Source organism: Gemmatimonadota bacterium (assembly GCA_041390125.1).
Classification (GTDB): domain Bacteria; phylum Gemmatimonadota; class Gemmatimonadetes; order Longimicrobiales; family Gaopeijiaceae; genus JAGQIF01.
The window spans coordinates 124,807-151,722 of record JAWKQN010000010.1; the positions used below are offsets into that span (position 1 = coordinate 124,807).

General features: G+C 71.2%; 22 protein-coding genes. 10 read left to right on the forward strand and 12 right to left on the reverse strand.

The window, feature by feature from the left end:
- Positions 1-29 precede the first annotated feature (29 nt).
- On the forward strand, positions 30-1,043 hold the full coding sequence (locus tag R3E98_12345) for a CehA/McbA family metallohydrolase (GenBank protein MEZ4424192.1): 1,014 nt from the start codon (positions 30-32) through the stop codon (positions 1,041-1,043).
- Positions 1,044-1,136: 93 nt separating this feature from the next.
- On the opposite strand, the gene R3E98_12350 is transcribed toward R3E98_12345, so the two are convergent.
- Positions 1,137-3,716, reverse strand: coding sequence for a zinc-dependent metalloprotease (locus tag R3E98_12350; protein ID MEZ4424193.1), 2,580 nt, complete (start codon positions 3,714-3,716; stop codon positions 1,137-1,139).
- 31 nt (positions 3,717-3,747) lie between these two features.
- A complete protein-coding gene (locus tag R3E98_12355) occupies positions 3,748-4,335 on the reverse strand; it encodes a hypothetical protein (protein ID MEZ4424194.1) in 588 nt (195 codons plus the stop codon).
- A 41-nt stretch (positions 4,336-4,376) separates the two neighbouring features.
- Between R3E98_12355 and R3E98_12360 the strand changes: the two genes are divergently transcribed.
- Entirely contained in the window at positions 4,377-5,399 is a 1,023-nt protein-coding gene (locus R3E98_12360; GenBank protein MEZ4424195.1) for a hypothetical protein, read from the forward strand.
- Positions 5,400-5,499: 100 nt separating this feature from the next.
- Here the strand turns inward: R3E98_12360 and R3E98_12365 are convergent, their stop codons facing one another.
- The 6 genes from R3E98_12365 to R3E98_12390 all read right to left on the reverse strand — a co-directional run bounded on the left by R3E98_12365 (position 5,500) and on the right by R3E98_12390 (position 12,296).
- Complete coding sequence (locus R3E98_12365) at positions 5,500-5,724, reverse strand: hypothetical protein (GenBank protein ID MEZ4424196.1); 225 nt, start codon at positions 5,722-5,724, stop codon at positions 5,500-5,502.
- Positions 5,725-5,845: 121 nt separating this feature from the next.
- Positions 5,846-6,151 carry a hypothetical protein gene (locus tag R3E98_12370; GenBank protein MEZ4424197.1) on the reverse strand — a complete coding sequence of 102 codons (306 nt, stop codon included), beginning with the start codon at positions 6,149-6,151 and terminating at the stop codon, positions 5,846-5,848.
- A gap of 81 nt (positions 6,152-6,232) precedes the next feature.
- Positions 6,233-8,413, reverse strand: coding sequence for a carboxypeptidase-like regulatory domain-containing protein (locus tag R3E98_12375; GenBank protein ID MEZ4424198.1), 2,181 nt, complete (start codon positions 8,411-8,413; stop codon positions 6,233-6,235).
- A gap of 283 nt (positions 8,414-8,696) precedes the next feature.
- Positions 8,697-9,614, reverse strand: coding sequence for a ribosome small subunit-dependent GTPase A (gene rsgA / locus R3E98_12380; protein ID MEZ4424199.1), 918 nt, complete (start codon positions 9,612-9,614; stop codon positions 8,697-8,699).
- 139 nt (positions 9,615-9,753) lie between these two features.
- Complete coding sequence (locus R3E98_12385; GenBank protein ID MEZ4424200.1) at positions 9,754-10,653, reverse strand: RNA polymerase sigma factor RpoD/SigA; 900 nt, start codon at positions 10,651-10,653, stop codon at positions 9,754-9,756.
- A 353-nt stretch (positions 10,654-11,006) separates the two neighbouring features.
- Complete coding sequence (locus R3E98_12390) at positions 11,007-12,296, reverse strand: HD domain-containing protein (protein ID MEZ4424201.1); 1,290 nt, start codon at positions 12,294-12,296, stop codon at positions 11,007-11,009.
- Positions 12,297-12,417: 121 nt separating this feature from the next.
- On the opposite strand from R3E98_12390, the gene R3E98_12395 reads away from it, so the two are divergent.
- Entirely contained in the window at positions 12,418-13,608 is a 1,191-nt protein-coding gene (locus R3E98_12395; GenBank protein MEZ4424202.1) for a nuclease, read from the forward strand.
- A gap of 143 nt (positions 13,609-13,751) precedes the next feature.
- Complete coding sequence (locus tag R3E98_12400; GenBank protein MEZ4424203.1) at positions 13,752-14,207, forward strand: nuclear transport factor 2 family protein; 456 nt, start codon at positions 13,752-13,754, stop codon at positions 14,205-14,207.
- 132 nt (positions 14,208-14,339) lie between these two features.
- Here R3E98_12400 and R3E98_12405 read toward each other — a convergent pair whose 3' ends face one another.
- From R3E98_12405 to R3E98_12420, 4 genes are all read right to left on the reverse strand, one after another.
- A complete protein-coding gene (locus tag R3E98_12405; protein ID MEZ4424204.1) occupies positions 14,340-14,804 on the reverse strand; it encodes an EVE domain-containing protein in 465 nt (154 codons plus the stop codon).
- A 10-nt stretch (positions 14,805-14,814) separates the two neighbouring features.
- Entirely contained in the window at positions 14,815-16,188 is a 1,374-nt protein-coding gene (locus tag R3E98_12410; protein MEZ4424205.1) for a M24 family metallopeptidase, read from the reverse strand.
- Positions 16,189-16,396: 208 nt separating this feature from the next.
- The gene (gene pckA / locus R3E98_12415) at positions 16,397-18,007 is read right to left on the reverse strand and encodes a phosphoenolpyruvate carboxykinase (ATP) (protein ID MEZ4424206.1); all 1,611 of its coding nucleotides are present in this window, start codon (positions 18,005-18,007) and stop codon (positions 16,397-16,399) included.
- A 46-nt stretch (positions 18,008-18,053) separates the two neighbouring features.
- Positions 18,054-20,318, reverse strand: coding sequence for an NADP-dependent malic enzyme (locus R3E98_12420; GenBank protein ID MEZ4424207.1), 2,265 nt, complete (start codon positions 20,316-20,318; stop codon positions 18,054-18,056).
- On the opposite strand from R3E98_12420, the gene R3E98_12425 reads away from it, so the two are divergent.
- Genes R3E98_12425 through R3E98_12450 form a run of 6 tightly spaced genes read left to right on the forward strand, consistent with a single transcriptional unit; the run spans position 20,286 to position 26,856 of the window.
- Entirely contained in the window at positions 20,286-22,199 is a 1,914-nt protein-coding gene (locus tag R3E98_12425) for a hypothetical protein (protein MEZ4424208.1), read from the forward strand. The two genes, R3E98_12420 and R3E98_12425, sit on opposite strands and share 33 nt — an antisense overlap.
- Positions 22,199-22,882 carry a methyltransferase domain-containing protein gene (locus R3E98_12430; protein ID MEZ4424209.1) on the forward strand — a complete coding sequence of 228 codons (684 nt, stop codon included), beginning with the start codon at positions 22,199-22,201 and terminating at the stop codon, positions 22,880-22,882. Before R3E98_12425 ends, R3E98_12430 begins: the two co-directional genes overlap by 1 nt.
- Entirely contained in the window at positions 22,879-24,117 is a 1,239-nt protein-coding gene (locus R3E98_12435) for an NAD(P)/FAD-dependent oxidoreductase (GenBank protein ID MEZ4424210.1), read from the forward strand. Before R3E98_12430 ends, R3E98_12435 begins: the two co-directional genes overlap by 4 nt.
- A complete protein-coding gene (locus tag R3E98_12440; protein MEZ4424211.1) occupies positions 24,111-24,587 on the forward strand; it encodes an SRPBCC family protein in 477 nt (158 codons plus the stop codon). The genes R3E98_12435 and R3E98_12440 overlap by 7 nt, the downstream gene beginning before the upstream one ends.
- On the forward strand, positions 24,584-25,837 hold the full coding sequence (locus tag R3E98_12445; GenBank protein MEZ4424212.1) for a beta-ketoacyl-[acyl-carrier-protein] synthase family protein: 1,254 nt from the start codon (positions 24,584-24,586) through the stop codon (positions 25,835-25,837). The genes R3E98_12440 and R3E98_12445 overlap by 4 nt, the downstream gene beginning before the upstream one ends.
- The gene (locus tag R3E98_12450; protein ID MEZ4424213.1) at positions 25,834-26,856 is read left to right on the forward strand and encodes a DUF4126 family protein; all 1,023 of its coding nucleotides are present in this window, start codon (positions 25,834-25,836) and stop codon (positions 26,854-26,856) included. Before R3E98_12445 ends, R3E98_12450 begins: the two co-directional genes overlap by 4 nt.
- The last annotated feature ends 60 nt before the right edge of the window (positions 26,857-26,916 follow it).

A 26,916-nucleotide genomic window follows, 5' to 3' on the forward strand; every position in this document is an offset into this window, starting at 1 on the left:
CTGCGCAGTGGACCCCAGAGGAGACCGCCGTGCCCAACCGACCCCACCCGTCCGCGCTCGCCACCGTTCTCGTTCTCACGAGCGTTGCTCCCGCCGTCGCGCAGACCGCGCGCTTCGAGCCGGGGCCGCCCTCCACGCTGTCCTGGCTCAAGGGGAACACGCACACGCACACGCTGGAGAGCGACGGCGACTCACCTCCGGAGTACGTGGCCGGCTGGTACAAGGAGCACGGATACGACTTCCTGGTCCTCTCCGACCACAACGTCTTCACGGATCCGGCCACCCTGGCCCATCTGGTCGACTCCACCTTCCTGCTGATCCCCGGGGAGGAGGTGACGTCGAGCTTCGAACGGGCGCCCGTGCACGTGAACGGCCTGGGCCTTCCCGGGCTGGTGGAGCCGCGCAGCGCGGAGAGCCTGCTGGCGACCGTACAGGCGAACGTGGACGCCATCCGTGAGGTGGAGGGCGTCCCGCACATCAACCACCCCAACTTCGGCTGGGCCATCCCGCAGGACGTGCTGGCGCAGGTGCGCAACGACAAGCTCCTGGAGATCCACAACGGCCACCCCACCGTGCACAACCATGGTGGGGACGACCGTCCCGGTCTGGAGGAGATCTGGGACTACCTGCTCACCGGCGGAAAGCGCATCTACGGGATCGCGGTGGACGATGCCCACCACTTCCAGGGCGAGTTCGCCGCGGATCGTGCGAATCCGGGACGGGCCTGGGTGGTGGTGCGGGCCTCCCGGCTCGATGCGCGCGAGATCCTGGAGAACCTGGAGAAGGGCTGGTTCTACGCGTCGACCGGGCCGGAGCTCGAGACGGTGGAGGTCGAGCCCACCCGTATCCGCATCCGCATCCGCCCCCAGGGAGACTTCAGATACACGACCGTCTTCGTGGGTGCGGGCGGAACGGAGCTCGCGCGTGTGGGCGGACTGGATGCGTCCTACGCGCTGCGCGGAGACGAGGGCTACGTGCGCGCCCGCGTCGTCGACTCCGGCGGGCGGCGGGCGTGGATCCAACCCGTGTGGGTGACGCGCTGAGCCGCAGCGGCGGATCTGCGACGGGCCCGGCCGTCTCGGCCGGGCCCGTCCCGTGCGCTACGACGTCAGGTGATCAACCCGGACCCCAGGCGATCAACCCGGACTGCGCGTGCTGCCGCCGCCTCCGATCGGGTCGCCCGCGGGCATCTGGAGCGCCGGCCCGGGAATGGTGGATTCCGCGCGCGTCTCCCAGCGACGGATGTCGGCCGCCACCAGCCGCGCGTGTGGTGACGCGTTCATCTGGCCCTCGATGCGGTCCGCCAATCGGTCCAGGCGGTCGGCGAGGATGGCCCGGACCTCGGCGGGATTCCCCTCCAGGCTGGCCTGGCGCATCATCTGATCGACCACGGTGCGCTGGATGATGTTCTGCACCTTCTGCCGGTACTCGCTGCGCTGGGCGGTCACACCCCAGGTGGCTTCGATGAGGCGATCGGACACCTCCTCCAGGTCCGGATAGTCCCCGTCCAGGCTGCCGTACACCACGATGCGGGCCAGCCGCGCCGGATGCAGGATCTCTCCCACCGCGAACGCCGCCGCGGCCTCCGCAGCGCCCAGCGGATCGAAGAGCAGCTCCGTATGGCCGGGGAAGTCCTCGCCTTCGTCGAACCGGTCCGCCAGCGGTGGCATCATGGCCACGATGTCCTCGGACAGCGCCAGGAAGTCCGGTGTCAACGTGCCCAGGATGGTCTCGAGCGCATCCCGCTGCTCTGCGCCCGGCACGATGGTCAGGGGCACCTGCCCGTCGCCCTTCAGCGCATAGCGGTAGTCGGCTCCGCCGAGGCTCTGCGCCGCGGAGCGCATCTGGAAGCGATGGTGCATGTAGAGCGGCAGCAGCACGTACTCCAGGTCGGAGATGGGCTGCCCCGGGCGGATCATGTCGGTACCGAACTTCTCCAGCCCGATCTGCCGTACGCGGATCTCGAGCTTGAGGTGGTCCACCAGGTTCGAGCCGTTGTCCCAGACGCTGGCGTACTGGTGTCCGGCACCGATGAAGTTGTTGTTGGTGTGCCCCATGTAGATGAGGCCCCGATCCAGGCTCTCCTGGACGATGGCGTTCAGGGCCTGGACCTCGTCCGTGCCCGAAGGGAACTGACGATAGAGCCAGTTGACGGAGATCTTGTCGTACTCACCGATCCGCCGCAGATAGGCCTCGGAGAGGTCGATGTCGCCATTCGCGTCGATCTGCGCGTACGGCGCCGGATAGTCCATCACGCTCTCACGGCCGTAGGAGCTGGCCATGTAGTTGTGCGGGAATCCCAGGGTGTGGCCCACCTCGTGGGCGGAAAGCTGCCGCACGCGCGCCAACGCCATCTCCACCGCTTCGCTGTTCGGCGCCACCTGCGCCAGGTACTCGAAGTCGGGCGCATCGGAGAGGTTGCAGGAGTCCCAGTAGGGCCGGTCGGCTCCGGTGTCCCAGGCCGCATCCAGCCATCCCTGCCCGTCGGCGGACGAGATGCCGCCGGGGAACGGGGGTACCATGCCCTGCGCGTGCAGATAGTCCTGACGAAGCCGCAGGCTGCCCAGGTTGACGACGCCACGCAGGATCTCGCCCGAGCGCGGATCGACCACGGAGTTCCCGTACGAGTAGCCGCGCGTCCTGCGATGGGTCCAGTGGATGATGTTGTAGCGGATATCCTGGGGATCCACACCGTCGGGGAGGACCTCGACCCGGAAGCCGTCGATGAAGCCCGCGGCCTCGAACGCATCGTTCCACCAGCTCGCGCCCTCGATCAACGCGCTGCGGATGGGTTCGGGCGTTCCGGGGTCCACGTAGTAGATGATGGGCTCCACCGGCTCGGACGGCTCCGTCCCCGGGGTACGCCGCTCGAGCCGGTGGCGCGCCACGAAGCGCAGACGCATGTCCTCGTCGATCGGCGTCGCGTAGTCGTAGATGGTGGGGCCGTTGACCCCGATGCGCGGATCCGCGGTCCGGGTGACCCAGGGCTGCTCCGGAAGCCGGATGAACGAGTGATGCTGCCGCAGCGTGACGGCCTCGCCGGACGCGGCCACACCGCGCACGAGGCCCCCGGGCTCGCTGGAGGTGAAGGTGAGCGTCGCCTCCACCTCGGTGTTGTCCGGATAGGACTTCGTGGCCGGCAGGTGCAGCGCGCTGCGCGTGCGATCCAGCTGGAACCGCCCCTGACCGCGTTGCGCCAGCGTCTCGATCACGCCCCGGGCGTCGCGCAGGAAGAAGTCCGTCGCATCCACGAGGATCCGCCCGCCCGTCTGTGCCACGATGTCGAAGCCCCAGTGCACGGAGGGCGCGAACGCGTCGCGCACGGCCTGGACCTCGACGGGATTGTCACTGCGGGCCTGATAGCGGTAGTTGGGCTCCATCAGCAGCACGCGCGGGCCCACCCGCTTGGCTTCGAGCACGTGGGTGTCCGCCAACTGCCCGCGGTCGATCCCCACCGGGTTGGACCCCAGCCCCGAGCCCATGGAGATCTGGTACAGGAACTCGGTGTCGAGCTCCGGGATCTCCCAGTAGAGCGTGCCGGTGTCGGCGTGCCAGTAGAGGGTGAAGAAGCCCCGCATCGCCTCCGCGCCGCGGGTCCTCTCCTCGATGCTGGGGATGACCCCCGCCTCCTGGGCGCTCAGCGGGTGCGCGGACCACAGGGACAGCGTGGCGATCCAGAGCGGCAGGGCCCGGGATCTCCGTCCAGACGACCTCATCGTGCTCTCCTCACCCGGCGCGGCCGGGGTGTCAGGGTTCCAACGTGTCGGTGCCCGCGTCCATGGCCTGGGTCCGTTCCAGGGTGGCAGCGTGCTCCCGTAGATCCTCCAGCTCGCGCAGGGCACTGCGCCCGTGCTCCACGCGCTCGGCCAGGGCCTCGATCTCGGCGTGCAGCCGCAAGGACCGGGACTCCAGCTCCTGGAGCGCCGGCGGCTTGAGCTCCAGCTGCTCCCTGCGCCGCCGCCACCAGCGCCCATCCTGGACCAGCTTGTCCCACTCGTCCGCCAGGTCGCCCATGACCGAGCCGAAGTGGTCCTGGAGCGACCGGCCGCAGGTGGGGCAGGGTGCGCCTGCGCCGACCACCTCCAGGGCCTCGATCTTGGCCTTCAGCTCGCGGGCGCGCGAGCGGTAGGCCTGGAGCTTGGTCTCGGCGTCCTGGCGCTCGCGCAGCCACTCCATGGTGCGCACCTCGAGGTCTCCGGTCACCTCGGCGGAATCCGCCCGCAGCTGCATCAGCTCCGCCTCCAGGTCGCGCAGACGCTGGGGCGCCTGCGCCAGCTTCTGGATGCGTCCGCGGATCCTCTCGAGCTGCTGGACGGTATCGTCGGCTCGACGCACGACCTTGCAGGGCCTGGAGCCCGCCCTACCTTCGAGCTCGGATGAGACGGCACACGACCGGAAGACGCCTGCGCGCCGGAATGGCAGGGGCGCTGATGATAGGCGGGCTCGCGGGCTGCGACAACGTGGCCTGGGGGGGCGCGGAGTTCGAGTGGCGCCCTCCACCGCCGAAGGAGGTCGTCGAGCCGGAGGTGACGGAGGCGCCCGAGGAGGTCCAGGTCCCCCTTCCGGAGCAGCCCGTGGTCTTCCTGGTCCGGCGAGCGGGCGGCACCTGGCAGGCCGAGCCCATCGGGGAGGTGGCGGGCGACGCGCTGACGCCCCTCCCGACCGAGGCGAGCACGCCGGGCTTCACCGCCCGCTACGTCCGCGAGCGGCTGGTCGAGGGGCGGGAGTTCACGCTCTTCCAGGGCAGCACCCGCGTCGGCCGCTTCATCGCCGGGAACGAGGTGCGGCCGGACTCCATGTACTGCCAGCCGCGCCCGTCCGTGTCGGGCCTCGTGGAGCTGATCCCCGAAGTGGCCGGTCGCAGCACCTTCCTCGCCTTGCCGAGCGAGCACGCGAGCCATCTGGGCCGTGGAAGCCTGCCGCAGGACGAGGTGACCCGCGGGCTGGGGATCACCTCCTATCGCCTGGTCGAGGACCTGCTCAACGCCCGCAACTACCGCTGGCCTCCCGACATCGCCGGCGCGCGCGCCGATGTGCAGGCGCTCACCACGTCGCGCTCGGAGCAGCCCCTCGTCGCCAGCACCTACCTCTACCGGGACGCCATCTCCGTGGGACCGGCCCCGGAGAACGCCTACTCGCTGTTCTTCATCGGCGAGAACCAGGGCAACGGCTACGGCACGACGTTCGTGTGGTATCGTCCGGTGGACAGCGAGACCAAGGGCGTCCCGCGCTTCCTGACCTGGGGCGATTGGGACGGCGACGGCCAGGACGAGCTGCTCCTGGACGTCTTCGGGAGCTCGGGCCGCTGGTTGGCCGCGCTCGATCGAGGCGCCCAGGCGCGCGAATGGCAGGTGGCCTTCCAGGATCCCTGCGGGCAGCCGCCGTCCGCGGCGAACTGAGGGTCGCTCCCGCCGCGGCCCGCGCGGTCCCGGCCTCGGAGGCGGCGCCCGCCGCCGTGCGGCCCCACGTCGGACCCGTGCTCCCGCCCGTCCTGCCCGATCAGGGAGGTCCCATCACCTGACGGAGGTTGGGCACCGCCGCCAGGGAGCGGCGGTCGGCGGGATCCACCGCGAGTGTCACCCCGCGCTGCCCGAAGACGTAGCGGGCGCCCGTCACGCCTCCCACGGCCGTCAGCGCCGTGGGCCCCACGTACTGGAACCACGCATGTCCCGTGCGGGGTGTCCCGGGTGCGGCGCTCGGAGCTCCCGAACCCGTGTTCGGCACCCGGCTCCAGCTCCCACCCCCCGCGTTGTTGCTCCGACCCTGCCCGCAGCATGCCATCCCGGTTCCTCCCGTTCTGGCGTCCGGCGGCCGGAAGGCCGACCGGACGCGTCCAGGTTCACCATCACTCCTCCACCCAGGTCGCCGACCGCTCGTCCTGTCCCACCACCCGCTGCACGAGGAGCGCGCCCGCCGACAGCGCCGGCCAGAGCAGGACCCGCTCCCGCAGGTCCGCCCCGATCCACCAACCGACGGGGGCCGACACCCACAGGCTCACGCACCAGATGCAGCCCAGCAGGTCACCCCAGAACGTCCCCACCGTCCGCGCCCGCAGACGGTCGAAGACGCCCCCCGGCCCCGCCTCGACGCTCAGCAGATGGCTGACGCGCCACACCACCAGACTGCCCACCACGATGCCGTACAGACCCATCGGCCGGTCCTCCCGGTTGCGTCCCCGACCCGGCGGGACGCCGCGCCCGGCGGGCGCGGCGTCTCGCGGTCCTCCGTCCCGTCAGGGACAGACACCCACCCCGAGCGTGTACTCGCTCAGGTTGCGGTGGTCGTAGTTGCCGCTGCAGCTCACCACGGTGCGCTTCCAGGCGCGGAGCTCGAGCTGATAGCAGCACGGCTCGGGGAACGCCTCCGTCAGCGGCACCGTCAGGCGGAAGGAACCACCCCGCCAGTGCGGCGCCACCGCGCCCTGCGCGAGCGCGACCCCATACGTGCCCTCGCTCGACGCGGGCGCCGCCTGCCATCCGCTCGGCAGCCCCGGCACCAACGTGGTGACCGTCGAGCCGGGCTGGTTGAGCAGGTTGCGCGACTGGTTGAGACCGTAGGTGGCGATGAGGCTGTAGCCTCCCAGGTGCTCGTCGGGGTCGAGCGCCATGAAGTCGATCTCCAGCGTGCCGGGCCCGGAGGGCACCGTCTCGCAGGGACCGACGCTCTGTCCGTTGATGCGCACCGCCACGAAGTGTGTGTCGGGCTCGGTGGTGCACGTGTGCACGGATCCGCAGAGGTGCGTCGGGTCGTGCGTGGCGGAGTCGACCACGCGGTTGTCGAACGTCAGCACCAGCTCGTTGTCCTGCTGCGTGCCACACAGCGGGATGACCTGCGGGTTCTGCAGCGCACCGCCCACCAGATCCCAGCCGATCACGCGGAAGCGATAGGTGCCGTCCGCGAACTTCGTGGAATCCAGGGACATCAGCAGGTACTTGTTGGACGTCCAGAAGCGGCTGCTGCCCGGGGCGCCCGGCGGGAACCAGTCGTTGAACGGCCCGTTCGCCTCGAAGTGCTCGCGGCTCTCGATGACGCTGTGGCCGGCGGCGAGCGTGTTGTCCCACTTGAAGACCTCGGCACCGCTGGTCCACAGCGCACCGTCCGTCTGGAGCCAGGCGCGGGTGATGTTGTGCGCCCAGCCGAACGGCAGCGGAGTCCAGCCCGAGCCGCCGTCGTACTCGATCTCGTAGTAGTCGACACCCAGCGTGTCCGCGCCGTTCTTGACCACGTTCACGCTGCCGCCGAACGGCCGGTCGCCGTTGTACGCTTGCGTGCCCGCGGTCACCGCGCCCGGGCGGGCGTATCCGACCGGAGCGGCCGGCGCGCCCAGGTTGCCGCCGATCTGGTCGATGGTGTATCCGCAGACGGATGTGACGACCAGGCATTCGTCGTCGTCACACGGCGGGTCCTGGCAGCCGTCGTCGATGCAGCACGCCTTGTCGTTCGCCACCAACGTGACGGTCAGGTCGGTGGGAACGTTCCAGCGCGTATCGAACCACCCCTCGTCCACGATGACCGTGCCGGGCTGGCCGCAGTCCTGGGTGACCCGGAAGACCAGGTCGGGGTGGCAGTCCCGCCAGGGATACCAGGGATGGAACGGCCAGATGTGCAGCCGCTCGAGCTCGGGGACCTGCGGCAGGCGCTCCAGGAGCCGGAGGCGGACCCGCTCGAGCGAATCCAGCTGATCGGGACCGAGCGGCGACGTCGTGTCGATGCCCGTGTCGCGCAGCAGGGTCGCGAACGGCTTCAAGCTGGGCACGCCCCCGGGGGGGTCGAACGCGAGGTCCGGATTCATGCGCACGGCGGAGCCGAAGAGCTTGGCGAGGTCGGGATCGAACTCCCACACCCGCCGGCGCCACCAGTACCAGGGCCAGAGCCCGCAGCACCAGCGGAAGCGGATCTCGAACGCGCCGTTCTGGTCGGTGGTCGCGCATCCGACCTGCTGCTTGGAATGCCAGAAGGCCCAGCCGTCCATGTCGAACGCGCACACCTCGGCTGCGGGAACCGGAGTTCCGTCGGCACAGACCACGCGGCCCCGCACGGTGAACACACGACACCAGCGCAGCCACCAGTACCAGTAGAACGGCGGGATCAGGATGGGCGTGAGACGGATCGAGCCACCGCCGGCCAGGACCCGCGCCGGGACCTTCTGCGTCAGCGTGTCCATCCCGGCGATCTCGTCGTCCGCGAGACCGTCCGGTCCCACGTGCAGCTGCACCGAACGGGGCGGCTCGTCGAAGGACAGCTTCGCCGTACCCTTGCCGGACTTGTCCAGCTTGACGGTCGCCGAGCGGAGGCCGGCGCTCGAGCGCGCCACCACCTTCAGGGCTTGATCGGGCGTGAAGTCCTCGACGCCGGATGCGTCGAGAGGAATCTCGAGGGTGACGGCCCCTTGGGGCTTCTTCGATTGCGCCATGGATCCTCCGGAGGACGTGCGTGGAGGCGACGGAGCGCGGAGGCCCGGCGGGGGGAGACCGGGGGACGTCCGGACCGGGAGAGCCGGAGGGACGGGAAGACGCGTTCAGTCGCGAAGGCCGCCGATGCATCGCCCCGGGGGGCACGCGATCGGACTGCTCGCCCTCAAGTGCGCGGAGGCGGTGGGAAAGCGGACAAGCAGGCACCGCGCACGGCGCATCGACTCCGCACGTCGGCGTCCGGAGCCGCGCCCGCCGATCGGCTCCGGGCCGATCCGACGTGCCTCACCAGTCGCGGCGCGCGCGCTCCTCGAGCGAGTCGCGAAGCTTGCGATAGCTGCGGTAGCGCGACTCGGGCACCTGTACGCCGAGCGCGTCCCGCACGGCGCATCCCGGCTCGTGCATGTGCGTGCACGCGCGGAAGCGACACTGCGCGCGCAGGACGCGCAGCTCCGGGAAGCAGAGGTCGAGATCCTCCGGCGGGACGTCCCAGGGCTCGGCGTCGGCGAAGCCGGGCGTGTCGACGACGTGGCCGCCGCCGGCCAGCGGCACCGCGCGCGACGACACCGTCGTGTGCCGGCCCCGTCCGTCGCCGCTCACCGTGCCCGTGCGCGCGGCCAGGTCGGGTACGAGCGCGTTGAGGACGGAGCTCTTGCCCACGCCGGACGGACCCACCAACGCGGATTCGTGCCCGGTCAACGCTTCGCGCAGCGCTTCGAGTCCGGTGCCGGACACGACGGATACGGCGTGCACGGGGTAGCCGACGGCTGCGTAGAGGTGGGTGAGCGCCGCCACCCGCTCGGGCGCGCCCGGCAGATCCAGCTTGTTGATGAGCAGGAGGGGCGTGAGGCCCGCGTGCTCGCCGATCACGAGCATGCGGTCGATCCATTCCTCGCGGGCCGCGGGGTCGGCCGCCGCGACCATGACGGCGATGTGGTCCAGATTGGCGGCGATCACCTTCCCGGCACGCGCACGGAAGCCGGCGCGCACCAGCTCGCTGCGGCGTGCGCCGCGCTCCGCGATGGCCCAGGTGTCGCCTTCGGCGGTGACGCGCACCACGTCCCCGACCACGATCCGCTCCGTGCCCCCACCGCTCTGCTTGAGCCGCCCGCGCACGCTGGCCTCCACCCGCCGCCCGTCCTCCAGCACCACGCGGTACACGCCGCCCAGGGCCTCTTCGACCCAGCCCGTGGAGGACGTCATGCGCGCGGTCCTGCGGGTGTGCACGCTGCCGGCGGCACGCGTCTCGCCGCCTCGCAGCGGCACGAAACGCGAAGCCCCCCGGGACCGATCGGTCTCCGGGGGGCTCGGTTCAACAGACGACCCGCCAAGGGCCGCGCGGTCAGGCGGCGAAGGACGCCAACGCGGAGCCCTTCGTGCCTTCACGCAGGCGGCGCAGCGCGCGGTCGCGCAGCTGTCGGATCCGCTCGCGCGTCACGCCCAGCAGGTTGCCGATCTCCTCCAGCGTGTGCTCCCGCTCGCCTTCGAGCCCGAAGTACAGCCGCAGCACCTTCGCGTCACGCGGCTCGAGCGTCTCGAGCGCGCCCTCCACCACCTCGGTGAGAAGACGGTCCTCGACCTCGTGCTCGGGCTCGGCCGCCTCCTCGAGGATGAAGCGCTCCACCAGCTGCGAGTCCTCGCTGTCGCCGATGGGCGCATCCAGCCGGATCTCCGCCGCGTTGAGCGTCTGCAGCGACTCGATCAGCTCCGGCGTCAGGTCGGTGGCGTTCGACAGCTCCTCGGGCGTGGGGTCACGACCGAGCTCCTGCTTGAGACGCTCCTTCTCGCGGAAGATGCGCGCCAGGTCCGAAGCACGGTTGAGCGGCACGCGCACCGCGCGCCCCTGGTTGGCCAGGGAGGCGAGGATGGCCTGCCGGATCCACCACACCGCGTAGCTGATGAACTTCACGCCCTGATCGGGATCGAACTTCCGGGCCGCCGTCACCAGACCGACGTTGCCTTCCTGGATGAGGTCCGTGAGCGCCACACCGCGGTTCTGGTACTTCTTCGCGACGCTGATCACGAAGCGCAGGTTGGCCTTGGCCAGCTCCTGGATGGCGTCCTGATCCCCCTTCTGGGCCCGATATCCGAGCTCCTTCTCCCGATCCGGCGTGATCAGCTCGTGGCGGCTGACATCGCGCAGGTACTGATCGAGAGAGGACTGCTCTTCGATGCTGGCGTCGAACCCGGTGAGCAGGTTCCCCCGCCCCTTCCGCTTCCGGTTCTGCGTCGCCGTGGCCATGTATCCCTTAACCTCTTCCTCCGGCGCACCTTCCCCGGGGCACCGTCGTCTTCTGTAGGTGTCGACTGCAAGGGGGATGCCTCAGGAAGCTCTAAAGCCGTCGAAGATATCCCCGGTCCCCGACCATGTCCAGAGGTTCGACGTAAGAACACCCCCACCCCGGGGAGGTTCCCGTCCCCGCGTCCAAGCTTGGACGCCCCGGTCGGGCCATACGATGCCTGGGTGGGCCCGGTTCCAGCGGCCGGACCCTCCGACCCCCGTCCGGCAGCCCCCGAAAGGGCCCCTGCCCGCCACCGCGCTCCCCTCCGCCGTCCTCGAACGGGGCAGCGCGCCCGCGCCCGTCCCGGCGGCCGTCAGCGACGGCTCAGGCGCTCCAACACCCGGGCGGGGTCGAGAGTCCTCCGCTCCAGGGTGAAGACCCGCAGCACCCGCGCGGAGCGGTACAGCGCCTCCGCGAGGGCCGGCAGGTCGATCAGCCCCCGGATCCCCCCCGACCCGATCCGCACGACGGTCCCACCGGACCGGCGCACCAGGGCATTGGACTGGAACATGGCCGGCTTGACCGGGAAGTCGATGAACACCTCGCCGGGTTCCAGGCCCAGCTCGACGGCCCACTCGTCTTCGACACCCCTGCGGGCCGAAAGGTCACCCGCCAGCTCCGGGATCCGCTCGCCCCCGTCCATGTCGGCAGCCGGGATCTCGACCGCACGCTTGGGGAGACGCCGCTCGCGCAGGGCCGGCAGCCACCGCTCCGTCACGCGCCGCGCCAACGGGCCTCCGGCGCCCCGCGCCCGGGCGCGCTCGGCGATCCGGAAGAGGAGCTCTTCGTCCGTCGGGCCCACCAGCTCGTCCGGACCCAGCCACTCCGCCTCCACGGCGCTCTCCACGATCCGCTTGTACAGGGCGGTGGCCGACCGCACGGCGTGGTGCCAGTAGACGTTGCGGAACATCTGGTACTTGGCGAACAGCAGCGACTCGAGGGCGGACAGCGCCTTCTCGTCCACGCCGATCTCGAGCCGACCGCTCTCGGGAGCGGGCAGCACCAGCAAGCCCTGGAGGAGCCGGTCCACGTCCACCTCTCCGTACGGGACGCCGCAGAAGCGCGCGTCCCGCCGCAGATACTCCATCTTGTCCAGATCCAGGCTCCCGCTGACCAGACCGGCCAGCGGCGCGTCGGACCGGCCCCGGATGAGGTCGAAGATCCGTCCGGGCGCATCCTCGCCCAACGGAGCCAGGGCCAGGGCCAGCGCCTCCGAGCGGAAGAAGCGCTCCGCCACGGCCTCGTGATCGCCGGGCGTGCGCTCGGGCTCCAGCTCCTCGATGGCATGTGAGAACGCGTAGTGCCCGATGTCGTGGAGCAGGGCCGCATACGGCACCAGCTCGGCGCCCTCCCCCGCCGCACCGCCCAGCAAGCCGCGCTCGTCCAGCAGGTGCAGGGCACGCCGCGCGAGGTGGTAGACCCCCAGGGCGTGGTCGAAGCGGGTATGGGTGGCGCCCGGATAGACCAGGTGCGCATGCCCGAGCTGACGGATATACCGGAGCCGCTGGAAGGCGGCCGTGTCGACGATCCGCATCGCGATGGCGTCGACGCGGATCGTGTTCCAGATCGGGTCGCGGACGACGCGGAACTCGGGGCCGGACATGCGCGGGAGGTTAGAGGGGCCAACGGGGCCCAGCAATAGCGGCCTTGACCCGAACACATCCCGAAGCTACGGTGTCCGCCCTTTCCTTCGCGGCGGACACGCCAACTCCGGACGGAGCGGCGTGGCCACGCCCCAGCCGAGCGTGCAGCCGGAGCCCGGTGTGTCGAACGTGGAGGCGCTCAGGGAGTCGGTCCGCGGCCGTGCGGAGAACCGTCCGGGCGTCTACCGGATGGTCGGCGGGGGTGGGGACGTCCTCTACGTGGGGAAGTCCATCCGGGTGCGCACGCGCCTGCTCTCCTATTTCCGGGCGCAGAAGGGGGACAAGGCGTTCGACCTGATGCGGGAGACGGCCTCGATCGAATGGGACTACATCCCCAACGAGTTCGGCGCCCTGGTGCGGGAGATGCGGCTCATCCAGCGCTGGCGGCCGCCGTTCAACGTGCAGCACAAGAAGAAGCGGCCGTACGCGTTCGTGAAGCTGACCCGCGAAGCGGCCCCCCGTCTCGTCCCGGTCCGCGACGTCGTGGCCGACGGCTCGCGCTACTACGGACCCTTCCCCGCCGTGACACGCCTGCGCGACGCGGCCCGGGGGCTCTCGCAGGTCGTGGGCCTGCGCGACTGCGCGAGCGCCACTCCGATTTTCTTCGACGATCAACTGGAGATGTTCGCGGCCGACCGACCGCCGCTGTGCATGCGGGCCGAGCTGGGCACCTGTCCGGCGCCCTGTGCCGGCGGCGTGTCCAGCCGCGCCTACGCGGAGCGGGTGGAGACCGCCGGCCGCTTCCTCGACGGCACGGACGATCGGCCGCTGGCCGCTCTGGATGCCGCCATGCACGCTGCCGCCGCCCGCCACGAGTTCGAGTATGCTGCGCGGCTGCGTGACCGGCGCACGGCGCTGGCCGAGTTCCGCGACCAGCTCGAGGAGTTCCGCGGCTTCGTCCGCGACCTCTCGTTCGTCTACAAGGTGCCGGGGGACGGAGGCGAAGACCGCATCTACGTGATCCGGAGCGGGCGCGTCCGCGCCGAACGGAGCCTGCCCCGGGGACGCGCCGAACGGACAGCCGCGGACGAGACGGTGCGCACGGTCTTCCGCGGCGCCGACCCTCCGGTCTCGGCGCTCGCCCCCGAGGAGGCCGCGGAGATCCTGCTGGTGGCGCGCTGGTTCCGGATGAACCCGGCCGAGCGCGGTCGGACCATCAAGCCCGAGCGCTGGCTCGATCCCGGCTCGGCGCCTCGCAAGAAGCGCGGCCGACGCGGAGACCGCACCGCGGAGGGCACCGTGGTCCTGGGGCCGCGGGCGGCGTGGGGCTGAGGCGCCGGCCGGCCGGCGCGCTCCGTAGGCGCATCATCACCCGCGGCGGACCTGCGGGGACGTCCGAGCAACGCGCGGGCTGCGGCGCACGTCCCAGCGGGTGCCCGGCTTCCACCGCGCGCTTCCCCACACCTCCGGCGACCATGCGTACGTTCCGTCTGCTCCTGATCGTCCTGACCGCGTCCACGGCCTGCGCCGCCCTGTCCGACCCGGCTCCGCTCGCGGCCCAGACCCCCGAGCAGACCCGGTTGGCGGCCGAGGTCCGCACGGCCGAGCGTGCCTTCGCGCGTTCGATGGCCGACCGCGACCACGCCGCCTTCACGTCCTTCCTCGCCGAGGAGGCCGTGTTCTTCACGGGCGCCGAGCCCCTGAGGGGCCGGGAGGCGGTGGCGGCGGGATGGCGGCCCTTCTTCGACGGCCCCGAGGCGCCGTTCTCCTGGGAGCCGGAGACGGTCGAGGTGCTGCCCTCCGGAACCCTGGCCCTGAGCAGCGGACCGGTGCGGGCCCCGGACGGCACGCGCTCGGGGACGTTCAACAGCGTGTGGCGGCTGGACGCGGACGGACGTTGGCGGGTGGTCTTCGACAAGGGGTGCCCGTAGCGCGGACGCGCGTCCCGGCGGCGTTTGGGGGGCCACCGCGCCGTCGCCCCGCCCACGGGGTGCCCGTGCGCACGAGGGCGCGGACGTGGACCCGTCAGGTCGCTCGCGCCTCTGCGAGGCATGCCGGATCGGCTACGTCTTTCGACGCCCCACGCGCACGATGCGGTCCCACTCGGACTTCTGGACGGGCTGCACGCTCAGGCGCGAGTTCCGCACGAGGACCATGTCCTCCAGCTCGGGCGTGTCCTTGATCTCGGGCAATCCCACCACGTCCGCGAACCTCTCCACGAATCCGACATCCACCAGGGACCAGCGCGGCTTCTCGCGCGTGGCCTTGGGATCGTGATACGGGCTGGAGCGGTCGAACTGGGAGGGGTCGGGATAGGCCTCGCGCACCACCTCCGCGATCCCCGCCACCCCGGGGGGCTTGGCATTGCTGTGGTAGAAGAACACGAGGTCGCCCTCCTGCATCGACTCCATGTTCTTCCGGGCCACCGGATTGCGCACCCCGTCCCAGTGCGTGCGCCCGTCACGCTCCAGGTCCTCGATGGAGTAGACGTCCGGTTCGGACTTCATCAACCAGTACCGCTTCGCCATGGTCGTCCTCCTACCACACCAGGTGGAAGCGGCTCTGGCGCCGGAAGGCCCAGTGGCGCTCGCCCTGTTCGTCCAGGTACGCCTCCTCCTCCTGGCGGCAGCTCAAGCCCTTTCCGTTCCATTCCGGCACCGGGGTCGTGGCCTGCAGCTCGATCGAGTGCCACGTGGACGCCAGCAACACCGCATCTCCCCGGTGCGGCACGCCGTCCTGGGCGTCCCAGCGCCCGATGAGCGGACCGGCCCCGTGGCCGTGGTCGCCGATCGGGTGCGTGTAGATGGTGCCGTCGATCCCCTCCGAGCGCATCTGCCCGAGCGCGTTCGCCAACACCTGATTGCCCGTGAGGCCCGGCTCCATGTGCGCCAGCAGGATGTCCTGGAGACGGTTGGAGTTGGCGAGGCACTGCTGGATCCCGGACGGGACGCCGGTCTCCCCGTCTCGCAGCACGTAGGCCATGTGCTGCGTGTCGGTCCGCTGGCCCATGGCGACGACGCCGAAGTCCGTCCAGAGCACGTCCCCGCGTTGGATGACGCCGCTCTGTCCCCCGACCGGCCAGGCCTCGCCGGGCCGCTGGATGTCCACCGATGTCTGGAACCAGGTCGTCATCCCGAGGTCGTTCACCTTCTGACGCATCCACCAGAGCACGTCGTCCGTCGTGGTCACACCGGGCGTGATCACCGCGTTGGAGAACGCCTCGGAGATGATCGCGTGCACGGTCTCCTGGATCTGGCGATACCGCGGCATCATCTCCGGCACGCGCAGCGCGATGTAGTTCAGGGCGAGGCGGGGCTCGCGCTTCACGCGCCGGACGTACGGGTCGCCGAGCGCCCGCTCGAGCGCCTCACGCTCGCCTGCGTGCAGCCCGTCGCTGAACGCCCAGTGCTCGTCGATGTTGAGCACGATGTTGCGGGGATCGCGGTCCTCGACCAGCTCGCGCAGCAGACGCCACTGCTCGTCCCCCCACAGCTCGGCCGTCTCCTGACCGGTCGGCGCCGGGCGCGTCGAGCGGTAGGCCTCGTAGAGCCCACCCTGCGTCCCGCCTCCCAGCGCGATGCGCTCCACCCCCTGCCCCTCGCCCCGGTCGAAGAAGACGTAGATGGAGCGGCGCCGGGCCGCGAAGGTGGTCGGCGCGGTGATGGACCAGAACACCGGATCCTCCGCGTACTCGCGCATGGAGAGGATCCACATGTGGACGTCGTACTCGCGCATCAGCGCGGGCAGGACCCGGTCGAGGCGCGCCGAGGTCCAGGCGAGCTGCTCGTCCGCCTGGACGCGGAGCGGCGGCAGGACGTGATACCGGGCCGGCGCCTCGTCCGGGACGGGCGCGGGGGCCTGCGCGGACAGCGGAGCGGCCAGGAGCAACAGCGGGAGCACGAGACGGCGCATCGGAGGACCCCAGGTGGTGCGGATGGATCGGAGCCGGAAGGGTACGCCTGGCGGAGCCGATCGTCCAACCCGCCCCCGGATCGGCGGTCCCGACCGCGGAGCGGAGAGGACCGCTCCTGCGCCCGGCCGGACGCCCGGCCCCGAACGACGGACGGGCCGGAGCCCCCGGGGGCCCCGACCCGTCTCGCGGATGCCGGGTGCGTTCCGCTCAGCGCGGTCCGGCGGCCTTCACCTCGTCCGAGACCTCGCCTTCGAACTGCTTGAAGTTGTCCCGGAACATCTGGGCCAGCTTCTGCGCCTGGGCGTCGTACTCGGCACCGTTCGACCAGGTGGCGCGCGGCTCGAGCACCTGCGGGGGAACGTGGGGCACCTCCGTGGGGACCTCGAAGCCGAACACGGGATCGGTGCGGGTCTCCACGTCGTCCAGCTGGCCCGCCAGCGCGGCCCGCACCATGGCGCGGGTGTGGCTCAGCTTCATGCGGCTCCCGGTGCCGAACGGGCCGCCCGTCCACCCGGTGTTCACCAGCCAGACCCGCGCTTCGTGCGTGCGGAGCTTGTCGCCCAGCATCCGCGCGTAGACCACCGGCGAACGCGGCAGGAACGGCGCGCCGAAACAGGCGCTGAACGTCGCCTTGGGCTCGGTGACGCCGCGCTCCGTGCCCGCCACCTTGGCCGTGTAGCCGGACAGGAAGTGGTACATCGCCTGCTCCGGCGTGAGGCGCGCGATCGGAGGCATGACCCCGAAGGCGTCCGCGGTCAGGAACACCACGTTCTGCGGGTGCCCCCCGTGGCTCGGCGTGACGGCGTTGGGGACGTATTCGATCGGGTAGGACGCGCGCGTGTTCTCGGTGATCGAGCTGTCGTCGTAGTCGATGGCGCGCGTGTTGGCGTCCAGCACCACGTTCTCGAGGATCGTACCGAACATGCGGGTGGCGTTGTAGATCTCCGGCTCACCCTCGGGCGAGAGGCGGATCACCTTGGCGTAGCAGCCACCTTCGAAGTTGAAGACGCCCTTGTCGGACCAGCCGTGCTCGTCGTCGCCGATCAAACCCCGCTCGGGGTCGGCCGACAGCGTCGTCTTGCCCGTGCCGGAAAGGCCGAAGAACAGGGCGACGTCCGAGCTGTCGCCGATGTTGGCGGAGCAGTGCATGGGGAAGACGTTCTGCTCCGGCAGCGTGAAGTTGAGCACGGAGAAGACCGACTTCTTGATCTCGCCGGCGTAGCGCGTGCCGCAGATCAGGACTTCGCGCGCTGCGAAGTTGAGCAGGATGGCGGTCGTGCTGCGCGTTCCGTGACGCTCGGGGTCGGCTTCGAACTCCGGCGCGTGCAGCACCGTGAAGTCCGGGACCATGGCGGCGAGGTCCGCCGCGGCCGGGCGCAGGAACATGTTGTAGGCGAAGAGCGTCTGCCACGCATTGGTGCTGATCACCCGTACGTTCATGCCGTACTTGGGATCGGCCCCGGCACGCGCGTCGCGCACGAACAGCTCCTGGTCACCCAGGAAGGCAACGACCTCCTTGCGCAGCGTCTGGTAGTGCTCGTCGCTGATCGGCCGGTTCACGGAGCCCCAGGCGATGTCGCCCTCGGTGGAGGGCTCCTGGACCAGGAACTTGTCGTTGGGCGAACGGCCCGTGTGCGGCGAGGTCACCGCCGCGAAGCCGCCTCCCTGTGCCAGTTGACCCTCGCCCCGCCGGAGCGCTGCCTCGTAGAGCGCGGCCGGGGAGAGATTCCAGTGGACCGGCTTCGTGGGCCGGATGCCGTGGTTCTCGATTCCGTATTCGCTGGTGACCTCGGCGGTCGCCGTGCCCGCTGCCTGCATGTCTCGCTTCGCCTCCGGATGGCCCGCCCCGAATTGGGCAAAGAAGCTAAATGTGCTTCCTCCGGGCCAGCGCGTCCACGGCTGCCAAAGACACCAGATTGACGATCTGCTCCACCGAGCTCTCCCGGTGGATGACGTGGAACGGATGGGCCGTGCCCAGCAGGACCGGCCCGATCAGGTCCGCGCCGCCCAGCTCCGACAGGAGCTTGGAGGATGCGTTGGCCGAGCCCAGGTCGGGGAAGATCAGGACGTTGGCGGGCTCCGACAGCCGGCTGAACCCGAAGGTACCCCGAAGGATATGCGGGTTCACGGCCGTATCCGCTTGCATCTCGCCGTCGATCTCCAGGTCGGGATGCAGCTCCTGGAGGCGGCGGGCGGCCTCGGCCACCTTCCGGGAGGCGGCGTGGGGAGCGGATCCGAAGTTGGAGAAGGACAGCATGCCCACGCGGGGCACGATCCCCAGCTCCTGGACGAAGCGGATCGTATGCGTCGCGATCTCCACGAGCGCGTCCGCGTCCGGATTGATGTTCACGGTGGTGTCGGCCAGGAAGAGCGGCTCGCGTCCCTTGAACGCCAGGAGGTAGAGACCCGCCACACGACGGACCCCTGGAGCCGGCCCGATGACCTGCAGGACGGGCCGCAGAACCTCGGGATGGTTCTGATTGGCGCCGGCCACCACCGCATCGACGGCGCCGTCGAGCAGCATCATCGACGCGTAGTGGATGCCGTCGAAGATCGTGGCCCAGGCGACGTCGCGGGTCATCCCCTTCCGGGAGCGCCGCTGGTACAACGCCTCGGCGTACCCGTGGCGGCGCGCGTCGTCGGCGGCCGGATCCACGATCTCGATCCCCTTCAGGTCCACCCCGAACTGCTCCGCCCGCTCGCGGATCCGCGCCTCCTGGCCGATGAGCACCGGCTGCGCCACACGCTCGCTGACCATCTCCTCCGCGGCGCGCAGCATCCGGTCGTTGTAGGAGTCCGGCAACGCCACCCGCTGCAGCTCGCGCCGGGCGCGGGCGGTGATCCACCGCATCAACTCGCGGCCGGGCCCCAGGCTCGCCATCAGGCGATCGCGATACTCGTCGAGATCCAGGTCGATCCGCGCCATGCCCGATTCCATGGCGGCGCGCGCGACGGCGGGCGCGACCCAGAACAGCACACGGTGGTCGAACGGCTTCGGGATCAGGTACTCCCGCCCGAACTCGAAGCTGCGGGTCCCGTAGGCCGTGGCCACGGACTCCGGCACGTCCTGGCGGGCCAGGTCGGCGAGCGCGCGGGTGGCGGCCAGCATCATCTCCTCGTTGATGCCCCGGGCGCGCACGTCCAGCGCGCCCCGGAACAGGAACGGGAAGCCCAGGACGTTGTTCACCTGGTTCGGGTAGTCGGAGCGACCCGTCGCGACGATGGCGTCGTCGCGCACCTGCGCCACCTCCTCCGGGGTGATCTCCGGATCCGGATTCGCCAGCGCGAAGATGATCGGGTCCCGCGCCATGGTCGCGACCATCTCCGGGTGGACCAGACCCCGTACGGAGAGGCCCACCAGCACGTCCGCGCCCTCGATGGCCTCGGCGAGCGTGCGGCGGTCGGTCTCGACGACGAAGCGCTCCTTGTACTGGTTCATTCCCTCGGTGCGGCCCGCGTACAGCACCCCCTTCGAGTCCACGATGAGGATGTTCGAGCGCTGCACGCCGAGGCGCACGAAGTGCTCGGCCGTGGACAGCGCGGACGCACCCGCCCCGGAGAAGACGACACGGACCTCGGCGATCGACTTGTCGACCAGCGCGAGGGCGTTCAGCAGGGCCGCGCCACCGATGATCGCCGTGCCGTGCTGGTCGTCGTGGAAGACCGGGATGTCCAGCGTACGCTTGAGCGTCTCCTCGATGTGGAAGCAGGCCGGAGCGCTGATGTCCTCCAGGTTGATGCCCCCGACCGTGGGCTCGAGCAGCTGACAGAAGCGGATCACGTCCTCCGGGTCCTCGGAGCCCACTTCGAGGTCGAACACGTCGATGCCGGCGAACTTCTTGAAGAGGACGCCCTTGCCCTCCATGACCGGCTTGGCCGCGAGGGGTCCGATGTTGCCGAGCCCGAGGACCGCCGTTCCATTCGACACCACCGCAACGAGATTGCCGCGGATGGTGTACCGGAAGACGTCGTCGGGGGTGGCATGGATGTGGAGGCAGGGCTCCGCCACCCCGGGGCTGTAGGCCAGCGAGAGGTCCCGTTGGGTCGCCACCGCCTTGGTGGGCACGACCTCCACCTTCCCGGGGCGTCCTGCTTCATGGTACTCGAGCGCGGGGTGGCGCTGGCTCATCGATCTCCTCGGCTTGAAAGGAGCGGTAATCCTATCCGGACCCCGGACGCACCCGCAACGAAGTCGGGACGCATCGCCGGGCCCCTGTGGCGGGTCTTCCTGACCCTGCTGCTGGGCACGCTCGGCGGCGCGGCTCCGCTCGTGGCGCAGGGTGCGCGGGAGACGCCGCCGGGGACGTGTCCGAACGGGCGGGTCACGGACCTGTTCTTCGACACGCATTCCATCTTCGACGTGGAGCGCCTGCAGGAGGGGGGATCCTTCCTCTGGGCCCTGCAGCTCGCCAACAAGCTCCACATCCGCACGCGCTCGAGCTTCCTGCGGCGTGAGCTCCTGTTCCGGCAGGGCGATTGTCTCGACCTCTTCCTGCTGGAGGAGTCGGCGCGCATCCTGCGCGGCTACGGCTTCCTGGCCCGCGCCGACGTCTACGCCGTTCCGCAGTCGGACGGCAATCATCACGTGGTCGTCGACACCCAGGACGACTGGACCACCAAGGTGGACCTCGGGGTCAGCCTGGACGGTGGCATCCAGTTCGAAGGGTTCGATGTCACCGAGGAGAACTTCCTGGGACGCGGGATGGAGTTGGCGTTCCAGTATCAGCGGCGGCGCGAGCGCCGCGATATCGGCTTCTCCTACAAGACCACGAGGCTCTTCCAGACACGCTGGGACGCGGCTTTCACGGTCGGCGGCACCCGACGCGGGGACTTCTACGACGCCGAGGTGAGCTATCCGTTCTTCGCGGAGACCGGCCGCCACGCCGCGCTCTTCTCCTTCCAGCGCCGCGACGATCTGTTCCCCTATTCGCTGGAGCGCGGTGAGACCTACACCAACCTCGTGGTGCCCTTCACGTTCGAGCGGATCGCCGCCATGGCCGCCACCCGCTGGGGCCGTCCGGGACGGCTGGCCCTGCTCGGAGCGGGCGTGTCCCGGGAGACCGCATCGCTTCCGGACCTCTATTCGGCCTCCGAGCTGATCGCGGGCGGCGCGTTCGGCAGCGGCGTGGTCGCCGACAGCGCCCGCATCGAGCGCGTGCTGCCGCAGGCGTTCGACGGCTGGCGCACCCGGGTGGATCTGCTGCTGGGGTGGCGGGGGGTGCGCTACGAGACCCGACGCGGCCTGGATGCCCTGCGCGGCATCCAGGACGTGCAGCTGGGGACGGACGTGGCGCTGACCCTGGGCTTCACGCCGGGCACGTGGGGCAGCGGAGGCGCGGACGCCGACCAGGACGTCTACGGGCTGCTCACCCTGTTCGGCGGGCTGTCGCGACCGGAGCTGGTCCTGCAGGCCGCCACCCGCACCGAAGGACGACGGGTCCGCACCGGCCCCCACGCCGGCGACTGGCGCGATGTCTTCGCCGAGTTGGACGCCTACGCCTACTGGCTCCCGCCCGCCATCCCGAACCACACCCTGGTGGGCCGGGTCTCCCTGGCAGGTGGGTGGAACGTCGGGATCCCCTTCCAGCTCACGCTGGGGGGTCGTGACGCCATCCGCGGCTACGACACGGACGCGTTCCCCGGTGGCCGCCGCATGATCGTCACGGTGGAGGACCGGGCCTACTACCGCTGGCCGGCCCCCGAGGTGTTCGACTTCGGCACCACCCTCTTCGTGGACGTCGGTCGCGTCTGGCCGGGTGACGTCCCCTTCGGCATGGACTCGGGCATGCAGGCCGCGATCGGTGGCGGCATCCGCTTCGGGCTGCCCGCCGGGACCGCGCGTGCGGTGCGGTTGGACCTGGCCTTCCCGGTGTCGGGCGCCGGCACCTTCCGCGACGTGGTGTTCCGCGTCAGCATGCGGGAGTTCGCCGGCATCCGGAACGGTCTGGCCGACGACCAGATGACGCGGAGCCGGTGGGGAAGCCTCGGGTCCAGCGAGCTGGTGCGGTAATGGGCCGGGGGGCGCGCGGCGTGGGGATCGAGCTGCTGGATGAGCCCGGGATCACCGGCCCCGAGCTGGGCGCGAGCCTGGAGCACGTGGCCGACGCCACCACCCGGCTGGGGGGGCTGGGCCCGCTCGCGCGGGCGCTGGCCCGCGTGCCGACGTCCGACGGCACGCTGCGCCTCCTGGACGTGGGCGCGGGCAACGGCCGGGTGGCGGCGATGCTCGCCCGCATCCTGGAGCGGCGCGGCCGCCCCGTCCGCTGGGTGTGCTCCGACCTGGCCCCCGGCGCCCTGGACCATGTGCTCTGTCCCCGGACGCCGCGCGTGGCGTGCGACGCCCGCACGCTTCCTTTCGCGGACGACAGCTTCGACGCGGCCGTCTCCGTGCTCACGCTGCACCACTTCGACCCCGGGGACGCGCGCGCCGTCCTCGCGGAGATGGCGCGGGTGGCGCGGGGGCCGGTGGTCGTCTCCGACCTGCGCCGGTCGGTGGGCGGCTCGTGGGGCGCGCGGCTGCTGGCCGAGACCGTCTGGCGCCGCAACCGCTTCACGCGGCACGACGCGCCCCTCTCCGCGAGCAAGGCCTACACGGACGGAGAGGCCGGGGTGCTCGCGCGTGAGGCCGGGCTGTCGCGGGTCCGGGTGCGCCGCCACTTCCCCTTCCGCTTCGTCCTGGTGGCCCAGCCATGACCGACTGGGACGTCGTGGTCGTCGGCGCCGGCCCCGCCGGGAGCGTGACGGCGGGGCTGCTCGCGGAGCGCGGACGACGCGTCCTCCTGCTCGAACGCTGGAGCCATCCCCGTCCGAAGCCCTGCGGCGAGTTCCTCAACCCGGGCGCCCTGGCCGCCCTGGAGCGCACGGGCTTCGCGTCGGCGGTGCTCCGGCTCGACCCGCCCCTCCTGAGCGGTTGGGAGTTGACGACCTGGTCTGGCGTGCACGTCTCGGCGGGGTTCGCGCATCCGGGCGGCACCGTGCCGCCGCACGGCCTGGGGGTGGACCGGGCCCGCCTGGACCAGGCCCTGGCCCTGGAGGCGGTGCGCCGCGGCGCGGTCCTGGAGGAGCGTCAGCAGGTGCTGCGCGTGCGGCCCGGCCCGGACGGCGTGGAGATCGACGTGCGATCCGGCGCCCGGGAGAGCGTGCGCCGGGCCCGTCTGCTGATCGCCGCCGACGGTCTGCGCTCACGCATCGCCCGCCAGCTCGGAGCCACGCGCCGACGGCCGCGCCGTGCCCGCGTGTCGCTGACGGCCCGCGTTCGCGGCGTCGGGCCGGCGTCCGATCGCGGCTGGCTCCGCATCGGGGGGACGCGGACGGTGGGCATGGCGCCCGTCTCGCTGGACCCTCCGCTGTGGAACGTCACCGGGGTGGTCGATTCCGAGGTCGAAGGCCGGCGACTCGCCGCCGACCCGGAGGCCTTCCTGGCGCTGCTGTTGGAGCAGGCGGCCTTCCCGTGGGTAGAGGATCCTCGGGTCGTCGCCGGACCCTGGGCGAGTGGCCCCTTCGACTGGCCGGTCCGGCGCCGCACCGGACCCCGCTGGGCGCTCGTGGGGGATGCCGCCGGGTACTTCGATCCCCTGACGGGGCAGGGGATCCATCAGGCGGTCCACAGCGCCGAGCTGGCCGCGGCGGACGCGGAGCGATCGCTGGCACGGGCGGACGGCGCCCGACCCCTGCACCGCTACGCGCGCCGCCTGGCCCGCTCCCTGGCCGGAACGCGCGCCGTGCAGCGGCTGGTGGCCGCCGTGGTGGAGGGACCCCGACTCGGCGGCCAGGTGCTGCCGCGGCTCGCGGCCCACCCTGCCTCGGCCTCCGCGCTGCTGACGGTCACCGGGGACCTGGCCCACCCGCTGACGCTGCTGCGGCCCCGGGTCTGGAGCCCGCTGTTGAACCGTTCCCCCGTCACACTGGATGGAGGCAGGACGTGCTGACGATCGACGAACGGGTATGCGCGGCTCCGGTCGAGCGCGCCTTCCGCATCGCCGCCGACGTGGAACGGTGGCCCGACATCCTCCCGCACTACCGGTGGGTGCGCTTCCGCTCCAAGGCAGGCTTCGGCGAAGGCATCGTGGAGATGGCGGCGTGGCGCCCGTTCGGGGCGTTCAACTATCCCACCTGGTGGCTCTCCGAGATGACGCACGACCCCGAGCGCCACACGGTCTACTACAAGCACATCGGGGGGATCACCCGGGGGATGCGCGTCCAGTGGGAGGTGCGGCCCGCGGACGATGGACGCGGCACGCTGCTCCGCATCGTGCACGAATGGGAGGGTCCGGAGTGGCCCCTCATCGGCCGGTTCGCGGCCGATGCCGTGATCGGTCCGCACTTCGTGCACGTCATCGCCTCGCGCACGCTCGCCGGCATCGCGCGCGCGGCCGAAGCGGACGGGAGCGCCACGTGAGCCGCCGCGTGGTCGTCACCGGGATCGGGCCCATCACGGCCTCGGGCATCGGTCGGGCCGGGTTGGAGGAAGGGCTACGCGGCGGCCGCTCGCCCGTCGATCGCATCTCCCGCTTCGATCCCTCGCCCTTCCGCTCCCACATCGCCGCCGAGGTCCCCGACTTCGAGCCTACGCACCACATGGACGCGGCGCGCGCCAAGCGGCTCGACCGGTTCGGCCAGTTCTCGATCGCGTCCGCGCGTCTCGCGCTGGAGGACGCTGCACTGGACGAGACGCGGCTGGACGGAGATCGCGTCGCCGTGCAGATGGGTTCGGCGCTCGGCGGCGTCAGCCACGCGGAAGCGGAGCTGCAGAACTACCTCACGCGCGGTGTGCGGGGTGTGGACCCGCGCCTGGCGCTGACCGTCTTCGGCGGCGCCGCGTCGTGCAACGTCGCCATCGAGTTCGGATTCCGCGGCCCCAACTCCACCAACGCCATGAGCTGCGCATCGGGCACCATCGCCGTGGGCGAAGCGTGGCGGCTGATCAGGGACGGCAGTGCCGACGTCGCGCTGGCGGGAGGCATCGAAGCGCCCCTGTCGCCGCTGTCCTATGGGGCGTTCGCCATCATCCGCGCCATGAGCACACGCAATGACGATCCCGCTCGCGCCTGTCGCCCCTTCGACGCCGCGCGCGACGGCTTCGTGATGGGCGAGGGCGCCTGCACGCTCGTGCTGGAGACGTTGGAACACGCGACCGCCCGCGGCGCGCGGATCCACGCCGAGATCCTCGGCTATGCCAACTCGAACGACGCGCATCACATGACGGCACCCCTGCCGGACGGCAGCCAGGCCGCGCGCGCCATGCGCATGGCGCTGGAACGCGCCGACGTCCGACCCGAGCAGATCGACTACGTGAACGCCCACGCATCCTCCACCCCACTCAACGATTCGACCGAGTCGTTGGCCCTGCGCACGGTGTTCGGCGAACGCGCCGACGTCCTGCCGGTGAGTGGGACGAAGCCCTTCTACGGCCACGCGCTCGGCGCCTCCGGCGCGATCGAGACAGGGATCTGTTGCATGGCGCTCCAGAGCGGATGGATGCCCCCCACGCTCAACCTCGAGGAGCCCGGGGACGGCTGCGACCTGAACTACGTCTCGGGTGCCGGGCGTACCGCAGAGCTCCGGCATGTGCTCACCAACTCGTTCGGGTTCGGTGGGATCAACGCGTGCCTCGTGTTGGGTCGGGCCGCGGAGAACGGGGCCGCGTGACGCTGCTGGAAGGGCTCCTCCCCACCGCCCTCCTCGCCGGTCTCACGCTGGCGGCGGCGGCCGGGGTCGACCTCTACCTCACGCTGGGGCTGCTCGCGCTGGCGCCCGTCCTCGGGTTCGGGGAATGGCTGCCCGAGACGTTCCGCGCCGCCGTGGCGGCCCCCCTCCCCCTGGTGCTGGCCGTCGGCTTCTACGTCCTGGAGTTCGCGGCCGAGCGCTCCCGGCCGGTGCGCGTCTACTGGCACCTGCCCCAGACGGTGGTGCGTCCGATCGCCGCCGGCCTGCTCACCGCGTTGCTCCTGGACGGGGTCGCCGTCCCGGGCGGAGCGCTCGTCTGGAGCGTGCTCGCAGCGGGGATCGCGCTGCTCGCCCACGACCTCAAGACCGGAGCCGGCATGCTGGGCTGGCTCTACGGCGTCGAGGCCCCGTCCGGCCTGCTCCTCTCCCTGGCCGAGGACGTGGTCGCGATCGGGCTGGTGACCCTGGCCCTGGATGCCCCCGCGCTGTCCCTGGGGGTCACCCTGGCGGCGCTCGTCCTGGCCTGGGTGCTGACCCCCTCGCTGCTGACCGCGAGCCGTCTGGGCCGCTCGCTGGCGTGGAGCCGGTCCTGGGGCTCGCTGGTGCCCTTCCAGTGGACGGACGAGGGCGCGCTCGCTCCGGCCGTCCGCGAGATCCTGGCCGCGGTCGACCGCCCCTTCGGCAAGTCGCTCCGGGTGGCGGGCTGCGCCCGGCTGGAGAGCGGCCGACGCCGCTCGCTCCGCGCCGCCTGGCTGGTGTCGGGGGCGGACACCCCCCTGCTCCTGGTCCGGCGTGGGCGGCGCTCGCCCGTCCTGGAGGCCCTGCCGCTCACCCCGGCGGCCCGGCTGGAGTCGGAGGCCCTGTTCGTCCGGCTCCGGCTCCGCAGCCGTCCGTTCCTCGCCCTGGTCTTCCCCCGGGCCGGGCCGTCCCGTGACGCCCTGGAGGTCGAGGTGGAGCGGTGGGGCGTGGCGGCGGGGAACCCGTCGCTGGACCGAGTGTAAAGCGGCCCCTGGTATTTTTCCGGTAAACGGGATGAGTCGGGATCGCTCGGTCGGCGGATC

Coding starts and splice junctions, on each gene's coding strand:
- R3E98_12350 (MEZ4424193.1), bottom strand. CDS start 3,716: ATGAGGTCGTCTGGACGGAGATCCCGGGCCCTGCCGCTCTGGATCGCC.
- R3E98_12360 (MEZ4424195.1), top strand. CDS start 4,377: ATGAGACGGCACACGACCGGAAGACGCCTGCGCGCCGGAATGGCAGGG.
- R3E98_12370 (MEZ4424197.1), bottom strand. CDS start 6,151: ATGGGTCTGTACGGCATCGTGGTGGGCAGTCTGGTGGTGTGGCGCGTC.
- R3E98_12375 (MEZ4424198.1), bottom strand. CDS start 8,413: ATGGCGCAATCGAAGAAGCCCCAAGGGGCCGTCACCCTCGAGATTCCT.
- rsgA (MEZ4424199.1), bottom strand. CDS start 9,614: ATGACGTCCTCCACGGGCTGGGTCGAAGAGGCCCTGGGCGGCGTGTAC.
- R3E98_12385 (MEZ4424200.1), bottom strand. CDS start 10,653: ATGGCCACGGCGACGCAGAACCGGAAGCGGAAGGGGCGGGGGAACCTG.
- R3E98_12390 (MEZ4424201.1), bottom strand. CDS start 12,296: ATGTCCGGCCCCGAGTTCCGCGTCGTCCGCGACCCGATCTGGAACACG.
- R3E98_12400 (MEZ4424203.1), top strand. CDS start 13,752: ATGCGTACGTTCCGTCTGCTCCTGATCGTCCTGACCGCGTCCACGGCC.
- R3E98_12405 (MEZ4424204.1), bottom strand. CDS start 14,804: ATGGCGAAGCGGTACTGGTTGATGAAGTCCGAACCGGACGTCTACTCC.
- R3E98_12410 (MEZ4424205.1), bottom strand. CDS start 16,188: ATGCGCCGTCTCGTGCTCCCGCTGTTGCTCCTGGCCGCTCCGCTGTCC.
- pckA (MEZ4424206.1), bottom strand. CDS start 18,007: ATGCAGGCAGCGGGCACGGCGACCGCCGAGGTCACCAGCGAATACGGA.
- R3E98_12425 (MEZ4424208.1), top strand. CDS start 20,286: ATGGTACTCGAGCGCGGGGTGGCGCTGGCTCATCGATCTCCTCGGCTT.
- R3E98_12420 (MEZ4424207.1), bottom strand. CDS start 20,318: ATGAGCCAGCGCCACCCCGCGCTCGAGTACCATGAAGCAGGACGCCCC.
- R3E98_12430 (MEZ4424209.1), top strand. CDS start 22,199: ATGGGCCGGGGGGCGCGCGGCGTGGGGATCGAGCTGCTGGATGAGCCC.
- R3E98_12435 (MEZ4424210.1), top strand. CDS start 22,879: ATGACCGACTGGGACGTCGTGGTCGTCGGCGCCGGCCCCGCCGGGAGC.